16 protein-coding genes and 3 pseudogenes are annotated in these 24,891 nt (G+C 57.1%); 2 read left to right on the top strand and 17 right to left on the bottom strand.

Going from position 1 to position 24,891, the window contains the following annotated elements:
- Positions 1-8 precede the first annotated feature (8 nt).
- From KQI26_RS03025 to KQI26_RS03010, 4 genes are all read right to left on the bottom strand, one after another.
- Entirely contained in the window at positions 9-1,238 is a 1,230-nt protein-coding gene (locus tag KQI26_RS03025; RefSeq protein ID WP_216503157.1) for a site-specific integrase, read from the bottom strand.
- 55 nt (positions 1,239-1,293) lie between these two features.
- Complete coding sequence (locus KQI26_RS03020) at positions 1,294-1,512, bottom strand: helix-turn-helix domain-containing protein (RefSeq protein WP_119981460.1); 219 nt, start codon at positions 1,510-1,512, stop codon at positions 1,294-1,296.
- A gap of 67 nt (positions 1,513-1,579) precedes the next feature.
- The gene (gene mobL, locus KQI26_RS03015; RefSeq protein WP_216503156.1) at positions 1,580-3,025 is read right to left on the bottom strand and encodes a relaxase MobL; all 1,446 of its coding nucleotides are present in this window, start codon (positions 3,023-3,025) and stop codon (positions 1,580-1,582) included.
- A 73-nt stretch (positions 3,026-3,098) separates the two neighbouring features.
- Positions 3,099-3,314: a hypothetical protein gene (locus KQI26_RS03010; RefSeq protein ID WP_216503155.1), complete on the bottom strand. Its 216-nt coding sequence runs from the start codon at positions 3,312-3,314 to the stop codon at positions 3,099-3,101.
- Positions 3,315-3,501: 187 nt separating this feature from the next.
- Between KQI26_RS03010 and KQI26_RS03005 the strand changes: the two genes are divergently transcribed.
- Positions 3,502-5,367: an AAA family ATPase gene (locus tag KQI26_RS03005; protein WP_216503154.1), complete on the top strand. Its 1,866-nt coding sequence runs from the start codon at positions 3,502-3,504 to the stop codon at positions 5,365-5,367.
- Between the two features lie 341 nt (positions 5,368-5,708).
- Here the strand turns inward: KQI26_RS03005 and KQI26_RS03000 are convergent, their stop codons facing one another.
- From KQI26_RS03000 to KQI26_RS02965, 8 genes and pseudogenes are all read right to left on the bottom strand, one after another.
- Complete coding sequence (locus KQI26_RS03000) at positions 5,709-11,027, bottom strand: S-layer homology domain-containing protein (protein WP_216503153.1); 5,319 nt, start codon at positions 11,025-11,027, stop codon at positions 5,709-5,711.
- A gap of 62 nt (positions 11,028-11,089) precedes the next feature.
- Positions 11,090-13,453 (bottom strand): LuxR C-terminal-related transcriptional regulator, encoded by a 2,364-nt coding sequence (locus KQI26_RS02995; RefSeq protein ID WP_216503152.1) that lies wholly within the window; start codon positions 13,451-13,453, stop codon positions 11,090-11,092.
- A gap of 186 nt (positions 13,454-13,639) precedes the next feature.
- Positions 13,640-13,972 carry a hypothetical protein gene (locus KQI26_RS02990; protein WP_216503151.1) on the bottom strand — a complete coding sequence of 111 codons (333 nt, stop codon included), beginning with the start codon at positions 13,970-13,972 and terminating at the stop codon, positions 13,640-13,642.
- 306 nt (positions 13,973-14,278) lie between these two features.
- Positions 14,279-15,011, bottom strand: a pseudogene (locus tag KQI26_RS02985) (Bro-N domain-containing protein).
- Positions 14,998-15,477 carry a low molecular weight protein-tyrosine-phosphatase gene (locus KQI26_RS02980; protein ID WP_216503150.1) on the bottom strand — a complete coding sequence of 160 codons (480 nt, stop codon included), beginning with the start codon at positions 15,475-15,477 and terminating at the stop codon, positions 14,998-15,000. The pseudogene KQI26_RS02985 and the gene KQI26_RS02980 overlap by 14 nt, the downstream one beginning before the upstream one ends.
- Positions 15,478-15,568: 91 nt before the next feature.
- A pseudogene (locus KQI26_RS15655) lies at positions 15,569-15,880 on the bottom strand (DUF1016 N-terminal domain-containing protein); the annotation flags it as partial.
- Between the two features lie 256 nt (positions 15,881-16,136).
- On the bottom strand, positions 16,137-17,255 hold the full coding sequence (gene msrB / locus KQI26_RS02970; protein ID WP_216503149.1) for a peptide-methionine (R)-S-oxide reductase MsrB: 1,119 nt from the start codon (positions 17,253-17,255) through the stop codon (positions 16,137-16,139).
- Between the two features lie 96 nt (positions 17,256-17,351).
- Positions 17,352-18,215, bottom strand: coding sequence for a TlpA disulfide reductase family protein (locus tag KQI26_RS02965; RefSeq protein WP_253292643.1), 864 nt, complete (start codon positions 18,213-18,215; stop codon positions 17,352-17,354).
- A 34-nt stretch (positions 18,216-18,249) separates the two neighbouring features.
- Between KQI26_RS02965 and KQI26_RS02960 the strand changes: the two are divergent.
- Positions 18,250-18,573 (top strand): annotated as a pseudogene (locus KQI26_RS02960) (sensor histidine kinase); the annotation flags it as partial.
- A 15-nt stretch (positions 18,574-18,588) separates the two neighbouring features.
- Here the strand turns inward: KQI26_RS02960 and KQI26_RS02955 are convergent.
- From KQI26_RS02955 to KQI26_RS02935, 5 genes are all read right to left on the bottom strand, one after another.
- The gene (locus tag KQI26_RS02955) at positions 18,589-19,986 is read right to left on the bottom strand and encodes an ABC transporter ATP-binding protein (protein WP_216503147.1); all 1,398 of its coding nucleotides are present in this window, start codon (positions 19,984-19,986) and stop codon (positions 18,589-18,591) included.
- A complete protein-coding gene (locus tag KQI26_RS02950; protein ID WP_216503146.1) occupies positions 19,983-20,681 on the bottom strand; it encodes an energy-coupling factor transporter transmembrane component T in 699 nt (232 codons plus the stop codon). The genes KQI26_RS02955 and KQI26_RS02950 overlap by 4 nt, the downstream gene beginning before the upstream one ends.
- Positions 20,678-21,280: an MptD family putative ECF transporter S component gene (locus KQI26_RS02945; protein ID WP_216503145.1), complete on the bottom strand. Its 603-nt coding sequence runs from the start codon at positions 21,278-21,280 to the stop codon at positions 20,678-20,680. Before KQI26_RS02945 ends, KQI26_RS02950 begins: the two co-directional genes overlap by 4 nt.
- A gap of 70 nt (positions 21,281-21,350) precedes the next feature.
- Positions 21,351-23,093, bottom strand: coding sequence for an ABC transporter ATP-binding protein (locus KQI26_RS02940; RefSeq protein WP_216503144.1), 1,743 nt, complete (start codon positions 23,091-23,093; stop codon positions 21,351-21,353).
- Positions 23,090-24,883 (bottom strand): ABC transporter ATP-binding protein, encoded by a 1,794-nt coding sequence (locus KQI26_RS02935; RefSeq protein ID WP_216503143.1) that lies wholly within the window; start codon positions 24,881-24,883, stop codon positions 23,090-23,092. The genes KQI26_RS02940 and KQI26_RS02935 overlap by 4 nt, the downstream gene beginning before the upstream one ends.
- Between the last annotated feature and the right edge of the window lie 8 nt (positions 24,884-24,891).

Below are 24,891 nucleotides of genomic sequence, written 5' to 3'. Positions count from 1 at the left end.
TGTTGCTTTTATCCCACTTTCTCGAACGGTATCACCTTGCACCGGTTCTGTTCCGGCGGGTCGGGAGGTTCCGGGGTGTTGGCTGCCGTGACCGACTCCATGAAGCCGCCGATTTTCTCCGCCGCGCCCCGCTGCATATCGTTGGTGATGTGCGTATAGGTGTCCAGTGTGAACCCTGCACTGAAGTGGCCCAACATACTGGACAGGGTTTTCACATCCACGCCGCTGGAGATTGCCATCGTTGCGAATGTGTGTCTGAGGTCATGGAAGCGCACATGCTCCTCGATGCCTGCGTTTTTCAGCAGTTTCCGGTTGATCCTTGACACGGCATCCGGACTCCAGTAGCCGCCCGTCCGGGGCGACGGGAACAGGATTGGATTGTCCGGGTGCTGTTCATGCTCCTGCACCAGCAGGTCTACCGCCTGCTGCGACAGCGCCACCTTGCGGACAGAGTTCTTCGTTTTCGGCTCTGTCACATCCAGTTCGCCCTCCATGCGGGTGACCTGTTTGTTCACCGTCAGGATTCGCTCTTTTACATTCAAGTCCTCCCACTGGAGCGCCAGCAGTTCTCCCCGGCGCAGGCCGCTGGACAACTCCAGATAGAACATGGGCAGAACGCCGTACTTCTCCGCTTCCTGGAGGTACCTGCCGATTTTCTCCGGCGGCAGGATGGTCATCTCTTTCTTGTCCTTGGGCGGGATACGGCAGTTCTCGCAGGGGTTGTACGGGATGAGCCGCTCTTTCACCGCCTGCTTCAGCGCCGCCCGCAGCACCGCATGGACACGCCGCACGAAGGTGTTGGACAGGGGCTTGTCGTTCTGTTTCGCCCCACGGGGCATCCTGCCGTTTTCTTTCAGGTCGTTATACATTCTCTGGATGTGGATGGACGAGAGCTGCTTAAGCTTGATCGCACCGATGGCCGGGATGATGTGGTGTTCGATGATCCCTTCATAGCCCTTGGCGGTGTTGTAGCGGATGTTGGGCTTGCTGTAAGTCTCAAACCACAGGCGGCACCACTCCGCTACGGTGTAATCGCCGGTGTGATTGATGGGCACGCCCCGGTTTTCCCGAATGGCTTTCGCCAGCTTTTCCTTGCACTCTGCCTGGGCCTTGGCGGACACACTTTTCTGGATGGCCTTGCCGGTGACCGGGTCGATGCCCTGGGTATATCTGCCCTCCCAGCGGCCGCTGGGCTTTTTACGGATGCTGCCCTCGCCGTTGGCTCGTTTCTTTGCCATTTATGATCCCTCCTTTTTAACACAAACACATACCACAGAGTTTTTGGAATAGCTACTAAAATATTTCAGATTTTTTCGCGGCCTGTTCGTCGATCCATTCCATGAATTTGTCACGGGGAACGATGATGCGGCTGCCCAGAGTAATGGTGGGGAAATCCCTGCGGTGGGCTACCTCGTAGGCGTGAGCCAAGCCGATGCCCAGCACATGAGACACATCCTCCACGGTCAGCATCAGCGGGAGTTCGTCAAAAGAATTGTATTTGGATTTTCTCATTCAGTTCCTTTCTTCCTTCCGGGCGGAAGGATTTTTTCTTTGTTTTGCGGCGCAGTTTCTGCGCCTCTTACATGGTCAGATCAAGCCACTGCTCCTCATGGTCATCCGGTTTATGCCCCAAGGCCATGCGCTTTTCTTGAAGCTTTTTCAGCCGCTTGCGGTCGATCTGGATTCCGCCGGGGCGGGACTCGGGGACGGAGTTGTCCTGGAACACCCGGCTCATGTGGTGGAGCAGCCGGGTCACCGCCAGCATTGCAGAGGGAGGGCGGTTTTCCTCCAAGTGGTTCAGAAGGTACTGTGCATACTGATTGCCTTGCTCGGTGGATTGGGTCAGCCAATATGCGGCTTTCTCCTCGTCGCGGGGATCCTCCTTACCAGCAAGGTACAGCTTACCCAGCATATACTGGGCGTAGGGATTTCCCCGCTCGGCTGACCGGATGAACCACTCCACCGCTCTTGCGGTATCCTTTTGGATGTGCTCGCCTTTGAGACACTCCTTGGCCAGCCGGTACATGGCGTAGTGGCTGCCGTTGACCGCAGCGGTGTAGCGCCAGTTCATCCCCGTGCGGGTATCCCGCACTTCCAAATCATCCGAGAGGTACAGTTTGGCAAGAGAGTACTGGGCCACCAGATGTCCCTGCTCCGCCGCCCGTTCGAACCAGTACCGGGCTTCCACCGAGTCCGGGATCAGCAAAGGTCCGTCCCGCCAGAGCTTTCCCATCAGGTACTGCGCATACATATCGCCGCTTTCCGCCAGCCTTTCCATTTCAGAGACGGCTTCGCCGCGCTCCTCCATGGTCAGGCTCTCGTCCCGGATGATGTTCCGCAGTGTCCAGTAGTCGTAGGAGGCGTTGCGGTATTCCTCCGGCTCGTCCTGCTGATTGAGGCCCTTCTCCTCGAAGCTGATCTCACCCAAGCGCAGGCGCTCCGCCTCCTGAATGACCGCATTTTTGATCTGCGTGAACTCTTTCTGCTTTGAGAGAGGAACACTTTCCTGGGGCTTGTCGTGATAGTAGGCATCCACCTTGCTTTGCAGGAGCAGCCACTGGTCATAGCACTTGCTCACGACAGGAAGCCGTTCCATCTCGTCCACGATCTTATCCACCAGATTCTTTAACCGCTTGGGAAGATAGCCGTAGGATTTCTTGCCCTTGACTGTTCCGAGCTGCGCCGCCAGCTCCAGCATGAGCTGTTCGGCGTTTGGGTGGTCACATACGCCGTCCTGCATGGCACGCACCAGTTCCAGCATCGCCCGGCGGGATTCCAGCGCCAGCGTGATGAACGCAGAGGCGTTGACCTTGGTGGGCTTTGCCAGACACACCTCGTACTCGTAGAGCGTTTTGCTGTCTGGGAAGTCTTTGACCAGTTTGGCGATGAGCTGCTCCTGCTTTCGTGTGGGCGGACGGTCATCCGGGATAAGCTCCACCCGCTCCCGGGTCGCGATGTAGCGAAGGTATCCGGAGGCCCCGCCGGTGCTTTTGATATAGGGACTCTTGAGGATCAGTCTTGCCATTCGCCATCATCCCAGTCCGGCTCCTGACGGGAGCGCGCATGCTTCTCCAGAGAGATGGTACCGTTTGTGGCCTTTACATTCCGAGTCCCTGGCTTCGCAGGGTGTCGTAGAAACCCGTGACCGTCTGCTCCGTCAGGTCGGAGAGTGCCACACTTCCGATGCCGGGGATGATGTGGCTGTAAATCAGATTGCGGTACCCGCCCTCGGTGTTGCCGTTCCATTTATGGCGGTTGGTGATGAACCACCGGCCGCACCACTGCCCGACTGTCATGGTATTTTCTTTCTGCATGTTATCGCCTCCTTTTGGCAAACGAACAATATCACAGAAAGCAGGAAATAGCTACTGAAAAGAACGGCATATCTTCAGGAAAACAACTGTTCCGAATAACGCCTCTATTGTTCGGAATAATATAGTTGATTTTATTCGGAGCAGCGGTTATAATATTCTTGACGAACTGCAATGGAGGTGTTCCAATATGACGATCAAAGAAGCGGCTGCCGCTTGGGGGATTACCGAACGGCGGGTCAATGCGCTTTGCAAAGCCGGACGCATTTCCGGCGCGTATAAGGAGGGCAGGCAGTGGTTTATCCCGGACAGCACGCAAAAGCCGATGGATAAGCGTGGTCACCGAAGTGTGGTAAAGCCCGCAGTATCATCTGCGCGCAAGCCTTTGCCCATTGGCGTATCTGATTACCGGGACGCCTGCAAAAACTACTACTATGTGGACAAGACCTTAATGATCAAAGAGTTTCTGGACGAGCGCCCCAAAGTATCCCTATTTACCCGCCCCAGACGCTTTGGCAAAACGCTGAACATGGATATGCTCCGCACTTTCTTCGAAAAGACGACCGAGGACACTTCCGTTTACTTCAGAGATAAGAAAATCTGGTCCTGCGGAGGATCCTATCTTGCCCACCATAGAAAGTATCCTGTGATCTTCCTGTCCTTTAAGGATGTTAAATACACCTCTTGGGAAGAAACCTATCAGACGCTCCAAAAGCTGATCGCACAGGAATTCCGCCGTCACGACGAGTTGGCATCCAGTTCCGCACTTAGTGATTACGAAAAAGAGGAATATTCCCTTCTTGCAACAGAAGCCGCTGACGAAGTGGAATATCAAATGTCCCTGCGAACATTGACGCTGCTCCTCCATAAGCACCACAATGTCGCACCTATCGTCATCATTGACGAATATGATACTCCCATTCAGCAGGGCCATGTGAGCGGCTTCTACGACACGATCATCGGGTTCATGCGAAACCTGTTCTCCGGTGGTCTGAAGGACAATCCGCATCTGAGCTATGGTTTCCTGACCGGCATCCTGCGTGTTGCCAAGGAAAGTATCTTCAGCGGCCTGAACAACCTGAAGATCAACTCGATTTTAGACGAGCGCTACAGTGAATATTTCGGCTTCACTTCAAGCGAAGTACATGAGATGGCAGACTACTATCATGCTTCTGATAAATATCAGGAGCTTTGCGAGTGGTATGATGGTTACCTTTTCGGCAATACCGAGATTTTTAATCCCTGGTCTGTCATTGGATACTTCAATAATAACTGCCGTCCCAAAGCATTCTGGCAGTCCACCGGAAGCAATGACATCATCCGTGAGGTGCTGGCTTCTGCAACGCCGGATATTATGGAGCGTCTGGAACTGTTGATGAAGGGCGAATCCTTCGTTACGCACATCGACACCGGTGTCATTTATCCGCAGATCCAGAATGATCCGTCCTCTGTTTACAGCTTTTTGCTGGTGGCAGGTTATTTGAAGGCTGTGAGCTGCGACCAGTCTTACGGCGAGGATTATATGTGCGAAGTAGCCCTGCCCAACAAAGAGATTTCTTTCGTCTACAGCAAAGAGATCCTCTCTCAGCTTGAGAATATTATTCCTCGTTCCGTTGCTGTTGCTATTCAGGAAGCTATCTACAAGGCAGATAGCGACTCACTGCAAAAAACCTTGGAGAAGTTTCTGCTCCAAACAATAAGTTTCCACGATGCTGCCGGCGAAACATTTTACCATGGTCTGATATTGGGTATGTGCGCTGTGATGGACAACAGCTATCGCATTACCTCCAATCGCGAAGCTGGTGATGGACGGTTTGATATTCAGCTGCTTCCTTTGAATAAGCGGCTGCCTGGCATTTTGATTGAATTAAAGGCCGGGAAAGACCGCTCTGAAACACAGCTTGAAGACCTTGCCAATGTTGCCTTGCAACAGATTAACGACCGTGCGTACAGCGTTGATTTGCAGGCAATGAATGTTACGGCAATTATAAAAATCGGCATTGCATTCTCTGGTAAAAGAACACGCATTGCTGCTGAAAGACAAAACATCGAATAAGCATCTTCGCTCAGCAGGCTGGCTATCATCCAAGTCAGCCTGCTGTTTCTTTGTCATCGCGCTTATTTCTTTGTTTATGCTACTTTTGAGAAAGAGATGGTAAACTGTTGACAGATATCCTCCCCGGGTCAATCATACACGATTTATAGCGATTTGTGTCATAGAATCGTTCTACAACGCTCTACACATATCCGACGATTATTGCCCGAAAATGTCGATTTCTGCAACTTTTATGAAAGAAACAAGCCGACAGAAAAACCGCAGGGCAGCTCCGGGAAGGAGCCGCCCTGCGGTTTCCATTTTATATACACTTTGCTGACGGCTCTCTACCGTCCGGTTTCTTATCTGCTGAGATACAGCCGATGCAGGAATGTTGCGATCTGGCCGCGGGTGCAGGTGGAGTTGGGGTCGAAACGGTCGCCGCCCACACCTGCGGTGATGCCGTTCTCCACGGCCCAAGCCACGGCGTCCGCGTAATAGCTGTCGTCCATGATGTCGCTAAAGCGGCGGGGCGTCGCCTTCGGGGCGGGGGAACCGGCCGCCCGCCACAGCATGGTGACCATCTGGGCGCGGTTGATGGTGCCGTTGGGGTTCGTGCCGTCGGAAATACCCTTATCCTTGGCCCAGTTCTGGGCGTTCTCGAACCAGGTCGCGCCGCCGGTCAGGTCCGCGTCATTCTGGCGGGCGAGGATCGTCCACAGCTGGGCTCGGGTGGTGGAGGCGTCGGGCGCGTAGGAGACGGCGTTCATGCCGTTCACCAGCCCACGGGCACTGACGAAGTCGATGGCGTCCTTGGCCCAATGGTTCCGGGTATCGGCGAAATCCTTAGAATTATCAACGATTTTGACCGTCGCGCCGCCGTCCACGGTGAGCTGGATGCCGTCCGCCGTGGGCAGGGAGTTCTTGACGATCTCCTCCGTGCCGTCCGCTTTCACCAGAACCGCCACAGTGCCGGGCTTCACATTGGTGACGGGAATTTCCACCTTCGTTTCGCCTGTGCCCTTGGGCAGTTCCACCTTGACAGTGGGGGCGGTATTGCTGTTGCGGGAAGCCTCGACTTCCACGGGGGCCGTGACCGGCTCGCCGTTGCGCTTGGCGGTCTCGATGGCTTTGCTGCTGAGGGTAGTCTCCGCCGTGGTCTGGCCGTGCTTGTCGGTCTTGACCGTGCCGGTGGAACCGGCGGCGTCCTTATTTTCGGTGACGGAGCTGCCGTTGGGGTTGGTGGTGGTCTTGGAGACGCTGCCATCCTTGCCGGTGGTAGTCTCCACCACCGTGCCGTCAGACTTGGTCTCGGTCTTGGTGACGGAGCCATCCGGGTTCGTGACGGTGTCGGTCTTGGCGGTGCTGCCGGAGGAGGAACCGCCGGAGCTGACGGGCTGATTCGCCGCGCTGACGTCGATCGTCCAATCCTGGATCTGATGATAATTCTGCGAAATAACATTCAGCTTGATCGTGCCGATCTTGCCCGTTGTTGTCGTATTGACGTTCCGAATGGGCAGGATCAGCTTTCCCTTCTCGATCTTCGCCTTGTCGGCGGTTTCGTCATAATAGCTGCTATCCAGCTTGATCGCTGTGATCTCCGTCTTGTATGTCTTGGAGCTTATGGTCTGGCTGTCATAGATTTCGCCGTATCTGCAGCCTGCGCCCGGCGAGGGCAGCAGCGATGCGATGTCGATCTCGTATGTCTTTGCCGTGCCATTATACACCGTCAGTGCGCCGTTCGCCAAGCCGGTAGGGGCAGGCGCCTTCGTGATAGAAGCCGCCGCTCCTGTCACCTGTATCGTAGGCGATCCACCATCCTCAAAGACGAAGTTCGGCTCTCTCTGCCCGTCCCGCGTCTTCAGCTCAATCGTAAAGCTTGCCGTTCGATCACCCGCATCGGGAGAGTCCAATGTGACAGCGCTTGCCTTGAAATCCTCCGGCTTTAAATATATCGAAATTGCGCTTCCGTCGCTACCAAGAACAGGATTTTTTCCAGTTTTTTCATCGTTCGGTCTATGAGCCACATTCTCCGTAAAGATGCCCCAGTTGCCGGCTTTAGAGAAATCAAAACCGGTCGTACCGTCATATACCTTTGTAATAGTGGGAGGTCTGTAGTTTCCTCTCGTAAGCTTATATGGCTTGATCTCCCATTGGTGCGTCGCCGTGCCCGTATAGTTTCCCTTGCCTTCGATGGTCAGCGTATATGTTCCGGCCCATTTCGCCGTGTTTCCGCCTTTAATGGTGTAATCTTTATTCAATTCCAGCGGCTGTCCGTTGTAGGTCACCTTAAAGAGATAGCTCAACTCCGAAGGCGAATCAGTGTTGCCGCCATACGGCGTAAACACGAACGTACCCTTGCCATCCCTGATATTGCCCATCAGATTAAGCCCAGTCACGCTCTCGCCCACCTGCTTAAATACCACGGCTCCCTGACTGAGGTCGGCAGGCACGACATTTATCGTATAGTCCTTGACTGCCACCTGCCAGAGAACAGTGCCGTTATTGGGGCTATCCAACCCAGTGATCACGCAGAATACATCCAGCGTATCGCCGACATTCACGTCAGCCACTTTATTCTCCACCATATGTTCTGCGCCGTCGTTCGTTCTGCGATACCACTTCACCTCGTACAAGCCCGCATTTTCACTGGGCGAGTCAACCATGAAGGGGATTCTGCCGTTAATGGGAACCGCTGCCGCTTGAGAAGGCGATCCAAATTCGTGAGGGGCTTTCTTGATAACGAATTTTTCCACAGGTTGCGCCGCATCAACCCATTTATCAAGGCTTGTGCCTTCGGCGTAATATCGGTGATCCAGCACATCCGCGAGAATCTTGCCGCTTGGCAGTGTATACGCGCCAAGGCTGCCGCCCGTGGCGGAAACATGCATGCCCTCAGCCCAATCCTTTATATTCAGTTTGCCAAGGCTGCCGCCCTGGATGGAAAGATTTGTGTTTTCGGAGCAATTTTTCACATCCAGATTGTCAACGCTGCCGCCCTTCAGCGCAACGACAGCGCCGTCGGTCATCTTCAGATTGCCGACATAACCGCTCTCCAGCGTAAAGCTCCCGTGCTGACTCCCATCAAGGAGGATATTATCAATCTGACCGCGCTCCGTGCCGTCGGTAACCGTCAAATGCATATTGTTAGCGGGCTTGAATGCGTTGCCGTCACCTTGAACCGACATCCTATGTCCGTTCAGGTCGACCGTATGCGATCCGCTGCCAATAGTCCATGTAGCTTTTTCAGTGGCGGCGGTATAATCGGCATACAGCTTCAATGTGCCGCCGTCTTTCAGCCAGTCGGTGACGGCAGCATCGATCATGCCATACGGAGTATCGTTCAGCGTCGCCGCGAAGCTCGCGCCGCAGTACTTGCACTCCGCGCCGGTGTGATCCTCCCTCAGCGTCACGCCGCTGTGGGGGCACTTCACGACCTTGACATTTTCCATGTTGGCCGTCGAGGAATACTCCACATACGACCCATCTGCATTCTGGAACGCATAGCCGGAGGCCAGCAGAGAACCTGCCGCGGCGCCGTTGACATTCAGCGTTGCAAACGTACCGCCGTTCAGCGTGGCCTTGCCGCCGTTTTGCACGGTCAGGGTCCCTATCCTGCCCGTCCAGCCGGTCAGGTCAAGCGTATTATCGCCCGGAGCTACGATCACATTCGAAATCTCCGTGCTGCCGTGGACGATCAGTTTATTTACCGAATTTTTTTCTTCGGCATCTCCGACATAAAGTATTCCGTCGATGGTCTTTCCGTTGCTCATATCCAGCGTCAGCGTTTTGCCGCCTTTCACATAGCCGCCCGAGTATTCGCCGCCCAGCGCTGCGACTGTGCTGTCGGTCTCCGCCGCTTTGATCGCGAAATACAGGCCGCTCTTCACATTACCATTGTCAAGATGCCCGTCGGCGTAATATGTGATCGCACCGTCCGGAGCAGTGACCATCGCCGTCACCGTCTGCCCGCAGGTATTGCAGGCCCAGACGCCGTCGGCCTCCGCCGCGCCCGCATTGTGGGGGCAGTGATAGCCGCAGTTCGCCTTTTTGCACACGCCGTTCTTATCCGACCAATCGTGCGCGCAGGTGAAGCCGCATTCGCAGGGGCCGCCCACAATGTTGTGCGTGTGTTCCTTGACCACAACATCATTTACGGCTTCATAGTCGTAGCCGTTTACGACACTATTATTACCTCTGTTAAAAAACGCCCTGTTGTCCGCCAGAAGGTCGCCGGGCTTGCCGCCAATATTGTTGTAGACATTGCCGAACGTGCCACCGTAAAGCTTGGTTTCGACGTTCGCGCTGGTGGCATAAAACTCATCCACCGTGCCGCCCTTAAAGGTCATCGTGCCGGTGGCAGTGGTAGCGCTCTCCCAGTACCGATAGAATGAGCCGCCCCCAACGGTCAGGCTGCCATTATAAAGCTTCAGCTCATAGAAGTAGCCGGTCTTCGCAACGCTGCTGTCCAGAACCGTCAGCGTGCCGGGGTTGCCGTCTGGGTCGCCGACCTGAAGGAAGGCCTGATTGAAGTCGTCACCCTTCCGATGGCCCACTCTATGCCCGTTCAGGTCGAAGGTATACGGCCCGCCGACGACGTAGATCGTATTGGAACGGCTCCTATCGTCAGAGTCTATCATCAGCTTGACGGTCTCGTTCGCCTTTACATTGGCAAAGGCTTCGTCAATGGTCCCGTAATAAGCGGTCGTGCCGTCCTCCGCCGTCACGCTGGCCTCGAACTGTCTGCCGCAGGCGCAGGCAGACTGACCCTCCACAATGTTGTGCGTGTGCGCCACAACGACAACATCCTCGGTCAGCTGTTTCACATTGCCGTTGACGATTGCGCCCGCCTTGTTTTCTGCGTTCTCGTCATATTTCGCAAAAGCATAGCCCGGCTCCAACAGATCGAACACCGTGGTGTATTGGCTAGAGCCCTCTACGCTGACGCTGTAAGTATCGCTTCCACTGTTGGTAAATGTGCCGGCTGTCAGCTTGTTTTTCAGCCGTGCATCGTTGGTCATGGTTAAGCCGCCGTACAGCAGGGTATTGCCCTGCAGATCCAGCGTGCCGCCTTTCGCGTTAATTGCATAGCCCTGATCGCCCCTGGAGCTGTTTTCTGGTATGTCCGCAACCGTGATGGTCATATTCTCCAGCGTCAGCGTAGGGTTTTCTCCATTCATCGGCATATCAATCGCTTGAGCAGGGTTGACAGACCCGGAGTCATCTAATTCCAGCGTGCCGTTTTTGAGAGTCACATTTGCGCTGCCCCTAACCTCCAGAATGCCCTGCTGCATTTCTCTGACAGTTCTTTTCAGCGTACAGCCGTTCAGGTCGATGATACAGCTATGGCCATACTCGAAACTAATGGGGAAGGCCTCAGTTGTTTCCAGCGTGTATGTTTCGCCGTGCTTCAGCAGCTCCACACTGACCGTATCGGCATCTACGATGGTATCGTTTTCTGTCCAACGGCCCAAACAAGCGTCATTAAACGCCTTAAGCAGGTCTGTATACTCCTTGCTCCATGTGGCGCCGCCGGAAGCCGTCATGGTCACCTTGGCTACCGCTTCTGCGGTCGTTTCGCCGCCCTTCGGCGCGCCCGTCTCCCCCGCCCATGCGGGGGCGGGCAGAAGCGTCAGGCACAGGGCCAGCGCCATGAATGCACTCAATAGTCGTTTTTTCATGTCCATCCTCCTTGAGATCAGTTTGCATTTATGTCGAATCCGGCGTCCGCCGGATGTTGTTTTTATAACTCTTCCGGTACCAGATGCAGCTTTTTTGCGGCGGTCTTGGCTTCCGCCCGGCGCTTCACATCCAGCTTTTCGAGAATGTGGCTGACATGGGTCTTCACGGTCGGCAGCTTCACATCCATGATCTGGGCGATCTCGGCGTTGGACTTGTCGGCGCAGAGCAGATGGAGAATTTGCAGCTCCGTGGGCGTCAACTCCTCACCGGGGGCAAGGCGGGGTTCGAGGAAATGCGGGTAGAACGCCGCCTGCGTCCGCACCGCCGCCATCAGCCGCTTGCGCCATGCTTTGTTGCCGTCCCAGCCCAGTGCCTCCAGCAGCGGCAGCACCGCCGTGCCGTATACGCTGACGGTGCGGATGAAGCGGTACTCCGCCGCCGCGTCCAGCGCCGCCGTCAATCTCTCGCGCCACCCCTCGTCCCGCTTGCGGTGCAGGGCAATGGCAGTCAGGACATTCAGGTGAATGCCGTCGATGATGCGGGCGCAGTTTTGGACGTACGGCTCCAGCGGGGCAAGCGTCAGCTGCGCCGCGTCCGTTCTGCCGTCCTCCAGCTCCACCATGGCCTGGGTGAGATACTGGTAGCGCCGCATGACATTCAGGTGCGTCGGCTCCCGCGGGGCTTTTTCCCGATACCACGCGTCCGCCGCGTCAAGGTTGCCGGTGTGCATGTCAATACGGCAGAGCATGGCGTCCATATTGGGCAGAAAGCGTGTCAACCCGCGCTCGGCAAAGCATTCACGGAGCACCTCGATGGTGCGCCGCGCGTCGGCGGGCTGTCCGTTTGCCAGCTGGCTGCGGGCCAGCAATCCGCTGATGGCGAACTCCATGTCCGGCGTGCCCCGGTTGCGGACCTCGTTCAGCTGTGGGAGAAGGGCCAGCATCCGCCCGGCCACATCCTCCCCCTTTTCAAACTTGCTCTCGGCGATGGCGCAGTCCGCAAGTCCCACGCCGTCCCTCCCCAGTACCGTCTCCACAGGGAGACGGAGGGTCTTGTAGAGCAGGTCGTCCTTTTTGCTCCACGGGGAAAAGTCCTTGCCGCCGTTCATGATGCTGGGCAGGGCGCTCGTGACGGAAAAGGACGGCAGTGCCACCTCTTTGTTCGTCAGCAGCCGGAACACGGCGGGAATGGTCTCCGTCAGACCGTTCACGCCCCGCTGGGGCAGGGAGATGTCCAGCCACGCAAGGCGGCTGCGGGCTTGCTTTCCGGCGGCGTCCTGCCTGCCGCAGCGCTCGGCAAATGCTTGCAGTTCGCCATGCCAGCGCTCCGAGCCTTCGTAGTCCATCGCCAGCGCGCAGAGCATGCTCATGCCCTGCATCAGAGAGGGAGAGGCGAGAATTTCCGCCTCCGGCAGGCTGCGGTAGTATTTTTCCATCTCGGCATAGTGACCCATGCCGGGGTGGAGTTCTGCATTGCGCACCAGCAGCTCGGAGACCTTGGAATGGTCGCCGCCGCTGGTGTAGCATTCCAGAGCGTGGGCGTAGTCCTCCTTCAGCTCGTAGTACAGCCCGCCCCGGCTGAAGAGCGCTTTGCGCTTTTCCTCGGTATACTCCCGTTCCATCTCCCAGAGGAGAAAAGCTCGGAAACCCGGCCAGAAGTGGAAGCGCTGGCAGTCGTCGTAGCGCAGCATCGTGGTGTATCGAAGAAGCCAGTCCAGCTGTTCGCCGGCACGGGGATCGCCGCTGACCATCCGGGCCATTTCCAAGTCAAAACTTTCAAAGGGGGCCAGCTCCAACAGGAAGCGCCGCACCGGCAGGTCAAAGCGCCGGTAGACGGCGGTTTCAAAGTAGAGAAACACCTCCCGGAACACCCGCGCCACCAACTCCGGCGTCCACGGCTTGCCCGGAGACATACACCGGGCGGTGATGGCTACGCCCAGCGGATAGCCCACGGATTCTTTCAAAATTCCGTCGATCTCACTGTCTGCCGCCTCCACGCCGTAAAGCCGGAGCAGCCGCCGCACATCGTCCGCATCAAAGAGCAGGTCGTCGGCCTCCAGCACCGTCATCAGCCCCGTGTATTGAAAGGCCATGAGGCTCCCCGGCGGCGTGCCGCGGGAGAGCAGGACGAAGCGGCGCTCGGGGCAGGCACGGATCAGTTCGCACAGGGCATTCCAGTCCTGCTCCTCCTGCATATCCTGCAAATCGTCCAGCAGTAAGATCTGCCAGTCAGCCTCCGCAGAGGGCAGCTTGAAGCCGGCACTGTCCGCCGGCAGGCGCAATACCTCCCGGCTGGACAGCAGCGCCTCCGCCACCGCCGTTTTTCCAAAGCCGCAGGGTGCGCTGAAAAAGAGCACGCGCCCCTGCCGCAGAAAACGGTCAAACTGCTTCTCAACGGACGGTTTTACGATGATGTTGTCCTGCAAGCGTGTCCCTCCCTTGCACCAGAGTGGAATTGTCCCGTAGGGGAACCCTACGGGACAAGGGGGCGTGCCCCCTTGTCAATACTTCTTTTGACACGATTTATAACTATTTAAGTTTATTATACACCCCCTGACGGAAATGTAAATCGTTCCAAAGTATGAGACCGGTGATTTTGGTTGCGGGACAGTCTATCCGGGGGCCTTTTCAGTGGGCACATTCAGCCATTTTGTTTTCAGAGTTTCGGGATGAATCAGCATGACCGGTCTGCCCAGTGCAAGCGCATAGGACACAGCCTTATCCTCGGCGCTCCCATCCGCAAGGCCGGGGGCATAGACGGTCAGCACCACGCCGGGGTCGCAGGCCACCCGAAACTCTGTGACACCGCGCTGGCGCAGTTCCATGGTCCGCTGCGCCATCTCCAGCTTCATGCGGCGGCAGCCATCGTCCTCCTCGTCAAAGCCCCACGGAAACCGCAGGGGATGCTGACCGATCACCGCACAGCGAACATTCTTTTTCATCATTCCACCGCCTCTTATTGTAATCTATTGGCTTACAATTCGTATTCTAACAGCCGCTCTTTCAGCCGCTATTTTTCGCGTCAGCGAAAATGTAAGCTATAAACAAAGAATAGAAAAAGCCCTCTGAAATCAACGATTTCAGAGGGCTTTTGGTCATGCCGTGCCACTGTAGATTTTTGAACCCCCGGCTCAAAAATGTCATGTGTAAGTCGGAATTCTTAGCTCTTGTTCAACTTTTCTCAAACTTTTTTGATGGGTACTTTCAGAAGCCGCCAATTGGCCGCATGAAAAACCGCTATTCGAAAATACTCATTTTTCCTCTGGCATCCCGCTCATATCCGCGGCTGCCCCTTCCAGAAGGTCAGTCACGACCTGATTGAGCTGCGCGGCGTTCTTTGGGGAGATGACCGGCGTATTGGACTGTGACTCAATGTCTTTCCTTGTTCGCCCAGCAACCTGTCCGCCAGCTTTAGCAACTTCCAGATTCTCTTGGAAGGTCGAGGGCTTTCGATCCTTTGAAAACTGTGTGGTGGTGGCTTCTGCCAGCATATTCAGCACCAGCTCCAGCGTGGTCATGTTATCACGGAGGTTTTCCTTTTCAATCCCTTCAGATTTTTGTACTGACGGGTGGACATCCCCGACCACGCGCGGGAGATCTCATCGGTGAGGATATGGTTTCCTCAATGCGCTCCCGGCCAACCTGTGCTAACCAGGTGCGGAACGGTTCTGCTTTTGGCGAGGGAATGGATTGGACGATACGGAGGAGTTGCTCCGTGTCAGCCACATCGGTATTGTAGCGTTTTCCATCCTTGGGCGACTTCATTTTCAGTTGCTGACAATTTATCAGCAACTGATCTGCGCCTTCTTCTTTCAAACGCTGCTTCAGTTTCGCCCAATAGTTACTTGCGCCGCGTTGGTCTGGCTAGTCGGTTAGAACAGCCACCACATCAACGATGGAAAAATACCATTCCTCTTTTTCCTCATCCCACGCAGTACGAATGCGTTTGTCCTCGAATAGCTGGATCTTATCATTCTGCGTCATTCTGTTCACCTCGCTCCTGCAACAATTCTTTCAGCAAGCCCTGGCACCCCTCCAACACATCCCGCCAGGTTGCCTCGAAGTCCTCGGTGTACCACGGGTCTGCCACATTGCCGGGGCGGGTAGTATGGTCCATCAGGAGGTGCAGCTTGCCTGCAAAGTCGCCGCCGCAGATGCGGTACATATCCCGCAGGTTGGCACTGTCCATGCCGATCAGCAGGTCGTATTCGTCGTAGTCCTGATTGGTGAGTTGCCGTGCCGTGTGATTGCTGCAGGTGATCCCATGCTCCGCCAGCTTGCGCCGCGCAGGGGGATAGACCGGATTGCCGATCTCCTCGCGGCTGGTTGCCGCCGACTCGATATGGAATTGTGACGACAGCCCTGCCTTCTGCACCAAGTCCTTCATCACGAACTCGGCCATGGGGCTGCGGCAGATATTGCCGTGGCAGATAAACAAGATATTCTTCATACTGGTTTTTCTCCGAAAACTCATCATTTTCTACAGTATAGCAGGTATCCACGCTTTCGCCAAGAGCAATTTCCGAATGTTCGGCTCTCTCAATCATCCGCAGCAGCTCCGTTTTGGATAAGCCGCTTTCGGCGGCTTTCCGAATGTACCAGCATCTCTCGTCCATGGTCAATCCTGCCTCCATGATGACCACATTTTGAGTCCAGTTTAGACGCATTGCCGCTGCCAGCAATTCCGGTGTATCGCCGTACACCCTGTAGAAGTCCCGCATCCGGCGCACATTGCGGGGAGAGAAGCCATCAGCTGCGGGATAGATGGCTTGCAGATATTCCGACGCCGCGACAGCCGCGCCTTTTTCGCTCCTGCCGCTGACCACTCGGCCAATCTCGCAGTACAGCTCCATCTGCGGGAGCTGTGCCGTCATAAGCGAATCCAGCGCGGCAAACATGCCGGTGCAGCAGTTCTGCGGTTTCTCTGTCCACGGCGGGGGCAGCGTAGTTGCTTATTTGAAAAAGATACATGTGCTTCTTCGTTTCGGAATCAGCCCATTGAGAGTTCCGAAAAATTCCATTCACAGCATATCGGATTGCCACTGGGCAGTCCGATATGCCGTGATGTGCTGATAGTTCCTTGCATGAGGACTGCCGACCGCTTGCGTCCTATTTTTCAAACAGGTACAGCAGGTATCCGTAGCCCTCGGCCTCCATTTTTTCATAGGGGACGAAGCGCAGGGCCGCACTGTTGATGCAGTAACGCACGCCGTTGGGCGACTCCGGGTCGCCGGTGAACACATGACCGAGATGGGAGTCTCCGGCGCGGCTTCTGACCTCCGTGCGGCGCATTCCGTGGCTCAGATCCTCTTTTTCCACCACGGCGGGGCCCTCGATAGGCTTTGTAAAGGCGGGCCAGCCGCAGCCGCTCTCGTACTTATCCGTGGAGGAAAAGAGCGGCTCGCCGGTGACGACATCCACATAGATGCCCTTTTCAAACTTGTCCCAGAACTCGCCTGTGAAGGCGCGCTCCGTGCCGCTCTCCTGTGTGACGCGGTACTGCTCTGCCGTCAGCTTGTCCCGGATGGACTCCGCCGCGGGCTTCTGATAGTCGCCCGGGTCGATGCGCAGCCGGGAGAAGAGCTCCATCTCCGCGCGCGGGATGTGGCAGTAGCCGTTCGGATTCTTTTCGAGGTAGTTCTGGTGATATTCCTCGGCGGGATAGTAGTTTTTGAGCGGGCCGATCTCCACGAAGAATTTCTCGCTGCGGCCTCGCTCGATCTCCGCGATGCGCTGCACCGCTTCTCTCGCGCTTTCGTTGGTGTAGTAGACGCCGGTCTGGTACTGACTGCCCCGGTCGTTGCCCTGCCGGTTTTGTACCGTGGGGTCGATGACATAGAAGTAGGCCAGTAGCAGCGCGTCAAGACTCACCTGCTCGGGGTCGTATTCCACCCGCACGGTCTCCCGAAAGCCGGTCTCTCCCTTGCAGACGGTCTTGTAATCGGCATCCGCCTCGCAGGTGCCGTTGGCGTAGCCGCTCTCGGCGTCGATGACGCCGGGGATGGACTGCATCAGCTGTTCCATTCCCCAAAAGCAGCCGCCCGCCAGATAGATGACATTTTCCGTGGTATCCATATAGGTGATCTCCTCGTCGGACCGGTCAAAAGCCAGTCCGTCCATGTTTGTTTCCTGTCCGCTCTTTTCCTTCGGCACAGTCTGCTGCTGGGCGGCGCAGCCGCCCAGCAGCATCACCGAGGCGAAAAGCAGTGCCAATACGCTTCGATACATCGCGTTTCCTCCTTCAGGGGAATCAGGACTCACTCCAACCCTTCGAGCGCCATGGGCAATGCAGCGGCGCACAGCAGGCACTTTTTAAATCTCGCGTCAGCCCATATCGGCGGCAAGAGCCTGGTCGACGAGCTTTTGCAGCGTCTCCGCCTGCTTCTTTTCCGTGATGGCGCCTACGATGGGTTCACCCACGATATTGCCGTTGCGGTCAACCACATAGGTGGTGGGATAAGCAAAGATGTTGGTAGTGAACTTTCCCGCCTCACCATCTGAGTCAAAATACACATTCTGGTAGGTCGCGCCCTTCTTGGCCAGTACATCTTTTGCTTCGGAAATTGCCGCTTTATCGCCATCCAATGTGAAGGTGTTGACACCGATGAGTGCGCCGCCCTTTTTCGCAAGCTCCTTGTTCAGTGCGTCCAGCTCGGAAAGCTCGCCCACGCAGGGCTTGCAGGTGGTGAACCAGAAATTCATCACGGTGACGGCGTTGGCGGAGAACAGCTCGTCGCTCTTCACCGTGTTGCCATCCAGGTCCTTGCCCTCAAAGGCGGGGAATTTCTGCATGCTGCCGTCATCAGGCGGCGTGCTCGTGTCGCTGCCCGCAGGCATATTCATATCGCCGTCCATGGATTTCTGCATGATCTCGGGATACTTGTTTTCCAGCTCGGTCAGCTTGTTTTCAATATTGCTGATCTCCGTGGCCGACTCCTTCAGCCACTCATACTCCTTGTCGGTGAACTGGTCTTTGGCACCCTCGATGGTATCCAGCAGGAAGTCGCCGTAGTTTTTGCCGTCCTCCTGCATGGTCTTGCCCTTATCGGCCGCCATGAACACCTTCTCCCAGAGTTCGGAATTTTCCGACAGGAGCGCGTTTTCCCGCTCCAGCAGCTTTTTGTGCAGGGCAAGCGCCTCCTCGGCATTTTTCGGCTCGCCGGTCATGGCAGAGTCATTGCTGCTCATATCCGCTTTTTTTCCGTTGTCCTTTGTGCCGCACGCCGCCAAATACAATCGCCCAGGCGGCTCGGTGCGGGTCTGCGTCACACAGGAGCCGGAAAAGCTCCGGATCCGTGTCTCCGACACCGGCTGCGGCATCCCGGAGAAGTATCAGCAGAGCATCTTCCAGCCATTCTTCCGCATGGACAAGTCCCGCAGCCGGGAGTACGGCGGCGCGGGACTGGGGCTTTCTCTGGTGTGGGAGATCGCCGATCTCCACGGCGGCTCCGTTTGGGTGGAAAAAAGCTCGGACAAGGGCACGACCATCGCAGTGGAGCTGCCGGCAGGGGCAGAAAACGATTCCCCCGGCGCGGATATCCCATAGCAGTCCTTGGCGGTTTCATGATGATCGTTTTTCAACCTCCACAACATTATCGCAGCAGCTCCCGATCAGCTCCCTGTCGTGGGTGATCACGAGAATGGTTCTGCCGTTCCGCGCTTCGCTTCTCAGCCTTTCCGCGATCAGGCGCATATTCTTCCCGTCAAGGCCGCTGGTGGGCTCATCGAGTATCAATATCCTGCGGCCGGAAAAGATGGCGCAGGCAATGGCAAGCCGCTGCTTCTGCCCGCCGGACAGGGCGGACGGGTGCGCGTCCCTGTACTCGTAAAGTCCAAGCTCTTTGAGCAGGATCCTTGCACGGTCTTTGCTTTCTTCTATCAATTCGGTATTCAGCAGCAACTCCTCCGCCACGCTCGCCGTAAAAAACTGTGTTGACATGTCGTTGCCGCAGTAATAGATCTCCCTGCGCCGGACTGCCGCTCTTGCTTTTTTTCCATCTATCAGGATATGCCCCCTTGCCTGCCTTGCCAGCCCGCAGAGGATCTGCGCAAGGGTGGTTTTCCCTGCGCCGTTTTGCCCCGTTATGGCGGTCACGCCGCCCTCTGGAACGGACAGCGAAATATTCTCAAAAATGACTTCTTTGCTTATTCTTTTCGAGAGCCCTGCTGTCTTCAAGACGGCAGGGCTTTCGTCCAATACAGAGGGAGCGGGAAGGCTCTTTCCCTCGCGCGGAGAGCGCAGACCCATACCTAAGATGTCCGCTTCCGGCAGAAGGAGCAAATCCTCCGGTGTATACTCGGCCGCTATTCTGCCGTCCCGCAGATACAAAAACCGGTCTGCGATCCCCATCAGCCAGTCGATCCGATGCTCCGCGATGAGCAGGGTAAAGCCCTGCTCCTTGAGCTGCCGGAGGGTCTGCTCAAGCTGCCTCGTCCCGGCGGCATCGAGGTTGGCCGTCGGCTCGTCGCACACAAAGGCCTTTGGCTTCATGGCATATACGGACGCAATGGCCGCCCGCTGCTTTTCTCCGCTTGAGAGGATGTCAACTGCCCTGTCTTTCAAACGGGACAGCTTCAACGCCTCTATGGCGGCGTCCGTCCTCTCCCGTATCTCCAGGGCGGACAGGCCGTAATTCTCGCAGGGAAAGGCGACCTCTCCGGCGAGCTCGGAGGAAAAGAACTGGCTTTTGGGGTCCTGAAAGACGCTTCCCACCAAACGCCCGATCTCCCATGTGGAAAGCCTTGATATGTCCTTGCCGTCAATCCTCACGCTTCCGCTGAAGGCTCCGGGATAATAGGACGGCGCAAGCCCGTTGACAAGCCTTGTCACGGTGGTCTTGCCGCAGCCGGAGAGCCCCGTCAGCACGACGCATTCGCCGCTTTTTACCGAAAGGGAAATGTCCTGCACACCTCTGTCTGAGTTTTCGTATTGAAAGGAAGCGTGTGTAAGCTCGATCATGCCATGCTCCTTTCCAAAACCAAATAGGAAGCCGTGACTATCGCACATGCGGCTGCCGCGATGTGATCCCGCGCCCCGATCCTTTTCTCATAATAGCTGCCGCGCACGCCCGGACGCTCCGCGCCCCTTGCAACGGCAGAAACGGAAAGCTGATCGGCAAGCTGCAACACCCGAAGAAGAAACGGAACCAGCACATACTCCATGCTCTGCACGGGATGTGCGAGCAGCTGCCCCGCCGCGATCAGCCCTCGGTTTTTCATGGATCTGCCCACACCCTTTAGCTCCGTCCGCATGGTGGGAAAGAAGCGAAAGACCACAAGAAGCCCGAGAATAAACGGGGTGGGCATACGGAGGCGGGATAAAAACGCAGAGAGCATTCCCGGCGGCGTGGTGATCAGATCCCATGACACCAGAAAGATCGGCGACAGATTCCAGAACATCAGAACATAAAATTCCGAAAAGACCGGCATGTGCAGCCCGTGGAAGCGGATGCCGTACAGCAGAAGCGCCAGCAGCAGATAAAAGCAGCCATAGGACGCGGCAAGGCGGAAGTTCCGCTGTAAGACGAGATAAAGAAGCGCCCCGCCGGTCAGGATGCAGGTGAGCAGCACATTCCCGCCGATGGTTACTCCGGCAAAGACACACAGCAACGCCCACAGCTTGACCGGCACCGCAAAGGATGCGTCCGCTCTCACAGAACGCCGGCCTTCTGAAAATGCCTGCGGATCAGCCGACTGCCCACCATGCAGCCTAAAAAGCCCATCAGCGTCGTAAACAGCAGAATAAAGGCCAGCCAGCCGGGAGAGGTGTAGTAACGCACATAGGAATCGATGTAGCTCTGCTCCATACCGCTTGCCAGCGCAAAATCGTAGTAGGTGTCCCAGAAGAACCAGATGGGCAGCAGATTGACCCCGTTGTACAGCAGGCTCGCCACCGTCCAGGCGGCGGTCAGCCGTTTCGGCTTTTGGCAGGAGCCTTCCTTCCAGAGAATCGCCTCGCAGAGGATTCCCACGAGAACGTAATAAGGAAGCAAGAACCAGTTGCCCATCAGCAGGAAAATCACACCGAGGATCGTCATATAGATCAGCGTCACAAAACGCTTGCCGATCCGGCTGACCATGAGCATATAGACCGGCGCGCAGAGGAACATGGTGATCCCCACGGACAGCACCATGCTGACAAAGTCGTTGGCCATGCAGACCATATTGACAACGAGCTGGATCACGATCAGCACCGCCGAAAGCAGCACCGTGGTGATCACATCCCTGACAGACCATTTATTTGTTTCTTTCATAAACTCCTCCTTGTTTTCGACACTTCGTTTTCCAGCATTGCACTTGGAATCCTGTTTATCCCGCAACTTTCTACGCCGTCCACTCCATGCTCTCGCTCTGAAGCTGCGCCATGTGGCGGAACAGGCCGTTCTTTTTCAGCAGCTCTGCGGGAGAACCCATCTCAACCACGCGGCCGCCGGAGAGCAGGACGATCTGATCGGCGTTCATGACGGTACGCATGCGGTGCGCGATGATGAGCACCGTCTTATCCCGGATAAGCCCGGACAATGCCGCCTGCACCGCCGTTTCGTTTTCCACGTCCAGCGAGGCCGTGGCCTCGTCCAGCAAAATCACCGGCGCGTCCTTCAAGATGGCGCGGGCAATGGAGATGCGCTGCCGCTCACCGCCGGAGAGCCGGGAGCCGTTTTCCCCGATCAGGGTATGGTAGCCCTCCGGCAGCCTGGATACGAAGGCGTCGCACTGCGCCGCCTTTGCCGCCGCCAGCACCTCCTCGTCGGTGGCGTCCCGCTTGCCGAGGCGGATATTTTCCATCACGGTGTCGGCAAACAGCACCACATCCTGAAATACGATGGCGTAGTTTTTCAGCAGTGCCTCGCCGTCCACCGTGGATATGTCCACGCCGCCCAGCCGCACCGTGCCCTCCGCCGGGTCCCAGAAGCGGGCTGCCAGCTTGGCTGCCGTGGATTTGCCGCCGCCGGATGGGCCCACCAGCGCCGTCACCTGTCCCTGCTTCGCCGTAAAGGAAACATCTCTTAGCACATCCTCTTTTTCCCGGTAGGCAAAGGTCACATGCTCAAAGTGGATGTCGTAGCCATCGGGATCATATTCGGTCAGTCCGGTCATGCGCTTTTCGCTCTCGATCTCCTGCATACGCTCGATGCGCACCTCGCAGGCGAACACCGCGGCCATGTTGGCAAACATGGAGCCGATGGGGTCATATACCCGGGTGGCGGCGATAAGGAACATCAGAAACGGGATCAGCGACAAGTCGCCGCGGCTCATCAGCGTTACCCCCGTGAGGACGGTGGTGGCGATGCCCAGCTTTAGGAAGGATTGTGCCGCCGTGACCACGGAGCCTGTGAACAGCTCACCCCGGATGGTGTCCCGCTCCGCCTCGTCCAGCCTGCGGTTCAGGTCGGCGATATACCGCGCCTTTTGGTTGCACGCCTTGATCTCCGGCGCACACTCCAGCACCTCCTGCATGGCGTCGGTGGCCGCGCGGCGGGTGACGAGACCCTTTTTTATATGCCGCTTTTCCATGCGCCGGGAGAGATAGACCATCAGCAGCGACGCAGGCACCACCCACAAAAGAGCCAGCGCCATCCGCCAGTCATAAAGCAGCATGCCTGCGGAAATCAGCGCCGTGGAGATGAGCGCGCCGTGCATGGCGGGGTAAAAGTGGGAGAATGCCTTTTCCAGCGTCTCCGTATCCCCCATAATGGTGGTGGTCAGGTCAGTCAGGTCACGGTTTCCGAAGAAGGACAGCGGGAGCTGGCGCAGCACCTCCGCCAGCCGGATGCGTCGGTTGGCACTCTCCCGGTAGGTGGCTTCGTATAGGGCTTTGTACTGGATCAGAAAGGTCACAAAGAGCGCGGCGAGGGCAAGGACGCCCGCGACCAAAAAGCGCGTAAGCCCCGCCCTTGGGTCAGTGCTGTTTGTCAGCGCCTCTACGATGCCGGAGAGTGCCGTGGCCAGCACGCCCACCGGCAGCATTTTGCTGATGTTGACCAGAACGGACCAGAACACGGCGGCCACATAGTCTTTTGCGCCCTTCTCCGTCATGGCATATTTTTTGCGGATGCGTTCGATCATGCTGCACCTCCTACCTTCCACTGCGCGGCCTTTTGGTACTCCTCCCACATGGCGGCATAGACGCCGCCCTTTTCAAGAAGCTCGTCGTGCTTTCCTTCCTCGGCGATCTCGCCGTCCCGGACGACGAGGATGCGATCCATGTTCCGCACCGTGGACAGGCGGTGGGCGATCATCAGCACGGTCTTGCCCTTCATCAGCGCCTCGAAGGCCTTTTGTATCTTCGCCTCGTTCTCGGGGTCTGCAAAGGAGCTGGCCTCATCCAACACCACGATGGGCGCGTCCTTTAAGATCGCCCGCGCCAGCGCGATGCGCTGCATCTCGCCGCCGGAGAGGTACACGCCCTTGGCACCGATCACTGCGTCCAGCCCGCCCGGCGTCTTTTCCAGAATATCGCTGCACTGAGCAAGCTGCGCCGCGTGTAATATCTCCGCCTCGGTGGCGTCCGGCCGGGCGGCGCGGATGTTGTCTCGGATGCTCTTCTTAAACAGGCGCACCTCCTGAAAGACGAAGGATATCTGCTCCATCAGCTCCGCGGTGGGGATGCTTCGCACATCCCGTCCGCCCAGGAGCACCGCCCCTGCCTGCACATCGAAAAAGCGCGGGAGCAGCCGGGCGATGGTGGTCTTGCCGCCGCCGGAAGGGCCCACCAGTGCCCACGCCTCCCCCTGCGGCAGATGGAAGCTCATATTCGTCAGCGCGGGTCTGTCTGAGCCGTCATAGGAAAAGGTGACATTCTCAAAGGAAATGCCGCTGTCCGCGGGCTTGCTTCCGCTGTCCGCCGCAGGCTCGGGAAGGGGCGACTCCCGGAGTATCGCCCCCAGCTTGTTCACTGCCTCGGCGGCCTCCATCTGTGCGTTGACCGCGTACATCAGCCGCTCCATCATAAAGGCAAGCTGGGGCGCGAAGAAGATGTAAAACACCAGATCGGCCAGCACTGCCCAGCCGTCTGCCGCGCCGCCGATGAGAACCATTCCCAAGGGCATGAGAAGCAGGAACATGGCGTTCAGCACTACTGTAAACAGGGTGTAGGGCATACGGCACATCATGGCGTAGCCGCTGGCAAGGTCGCGGTAGCTGAGGATGGCGGCATGAAAGCTCTTGAAGGAGTAAACCGTCTGCTGGAACACCTTCACCACCGGGATGCCCCGGACATACTCCGTGGCCTCAGCGGAAATGCGCTCTCCTGCCCGCTGGTATTCCTCAAAGAACTTCATGCTGGTGCCCGTCATCATGGTCATTAGGCAGACAAGCCCGATAATCATGGGGATCAGGCAGGCAAGCCCCATGCGCCAGTCAAAGACGAAGAGCAGCCCAACCGCCAGTATCGGCGTTACGATCCCGCCCACCGCGTCGGGGATGGTGTGGGCAAGGAGCGTTTCTGTCAGCGCTGCGTTGTCGTCGATCTGCTTGCGAAGCCGCCCCGTGAGGTTGGCGTTAAAGTACCCCAGCGGCAGGTCAATGAGATGGGCGACCGCTGCCTTTCGCATATTCGTCGCCACCCGGAAGGCCGCAAGGTGGGTACACATGAGCCCGGCGAAATACACAGCCGCGCTCAGAAGCGCCGCCGCCAGCGCGTACCAGCCGTAGCGGGCAAGCCCTGCCGGAACGCCGCCTCCCGGCGTTAAAATGCCTCTGGCCGCGTACCAGACAAAGACGAACGGGAAAATGCCGACTGCCGCCGAAACGCCGGACAGCCCGCAGCCCAAGACGGACAGCCACTTATGCCCTCCGGCGTATGCCAGCAGCCTGCCCAGCACCGGCGGCTGCTTTTCTTTTCTCTGTTTGCTCATATTCCGTG

The sequence above is a fragment of the Intestinimonas sp. MSJ-38 genome (assembly GCF_018917925.1).
GTDB lineage: Bacteria > Bacillota > Clostridia > Oscillospirales > Butyricicoccaceae > Pseudobutyricicoccus.
The sequence above is the reverse complement of the archived record's forward strand: the minus strand, read 5'-3'. Positions and strand labels throughout refer to the sequence as shown.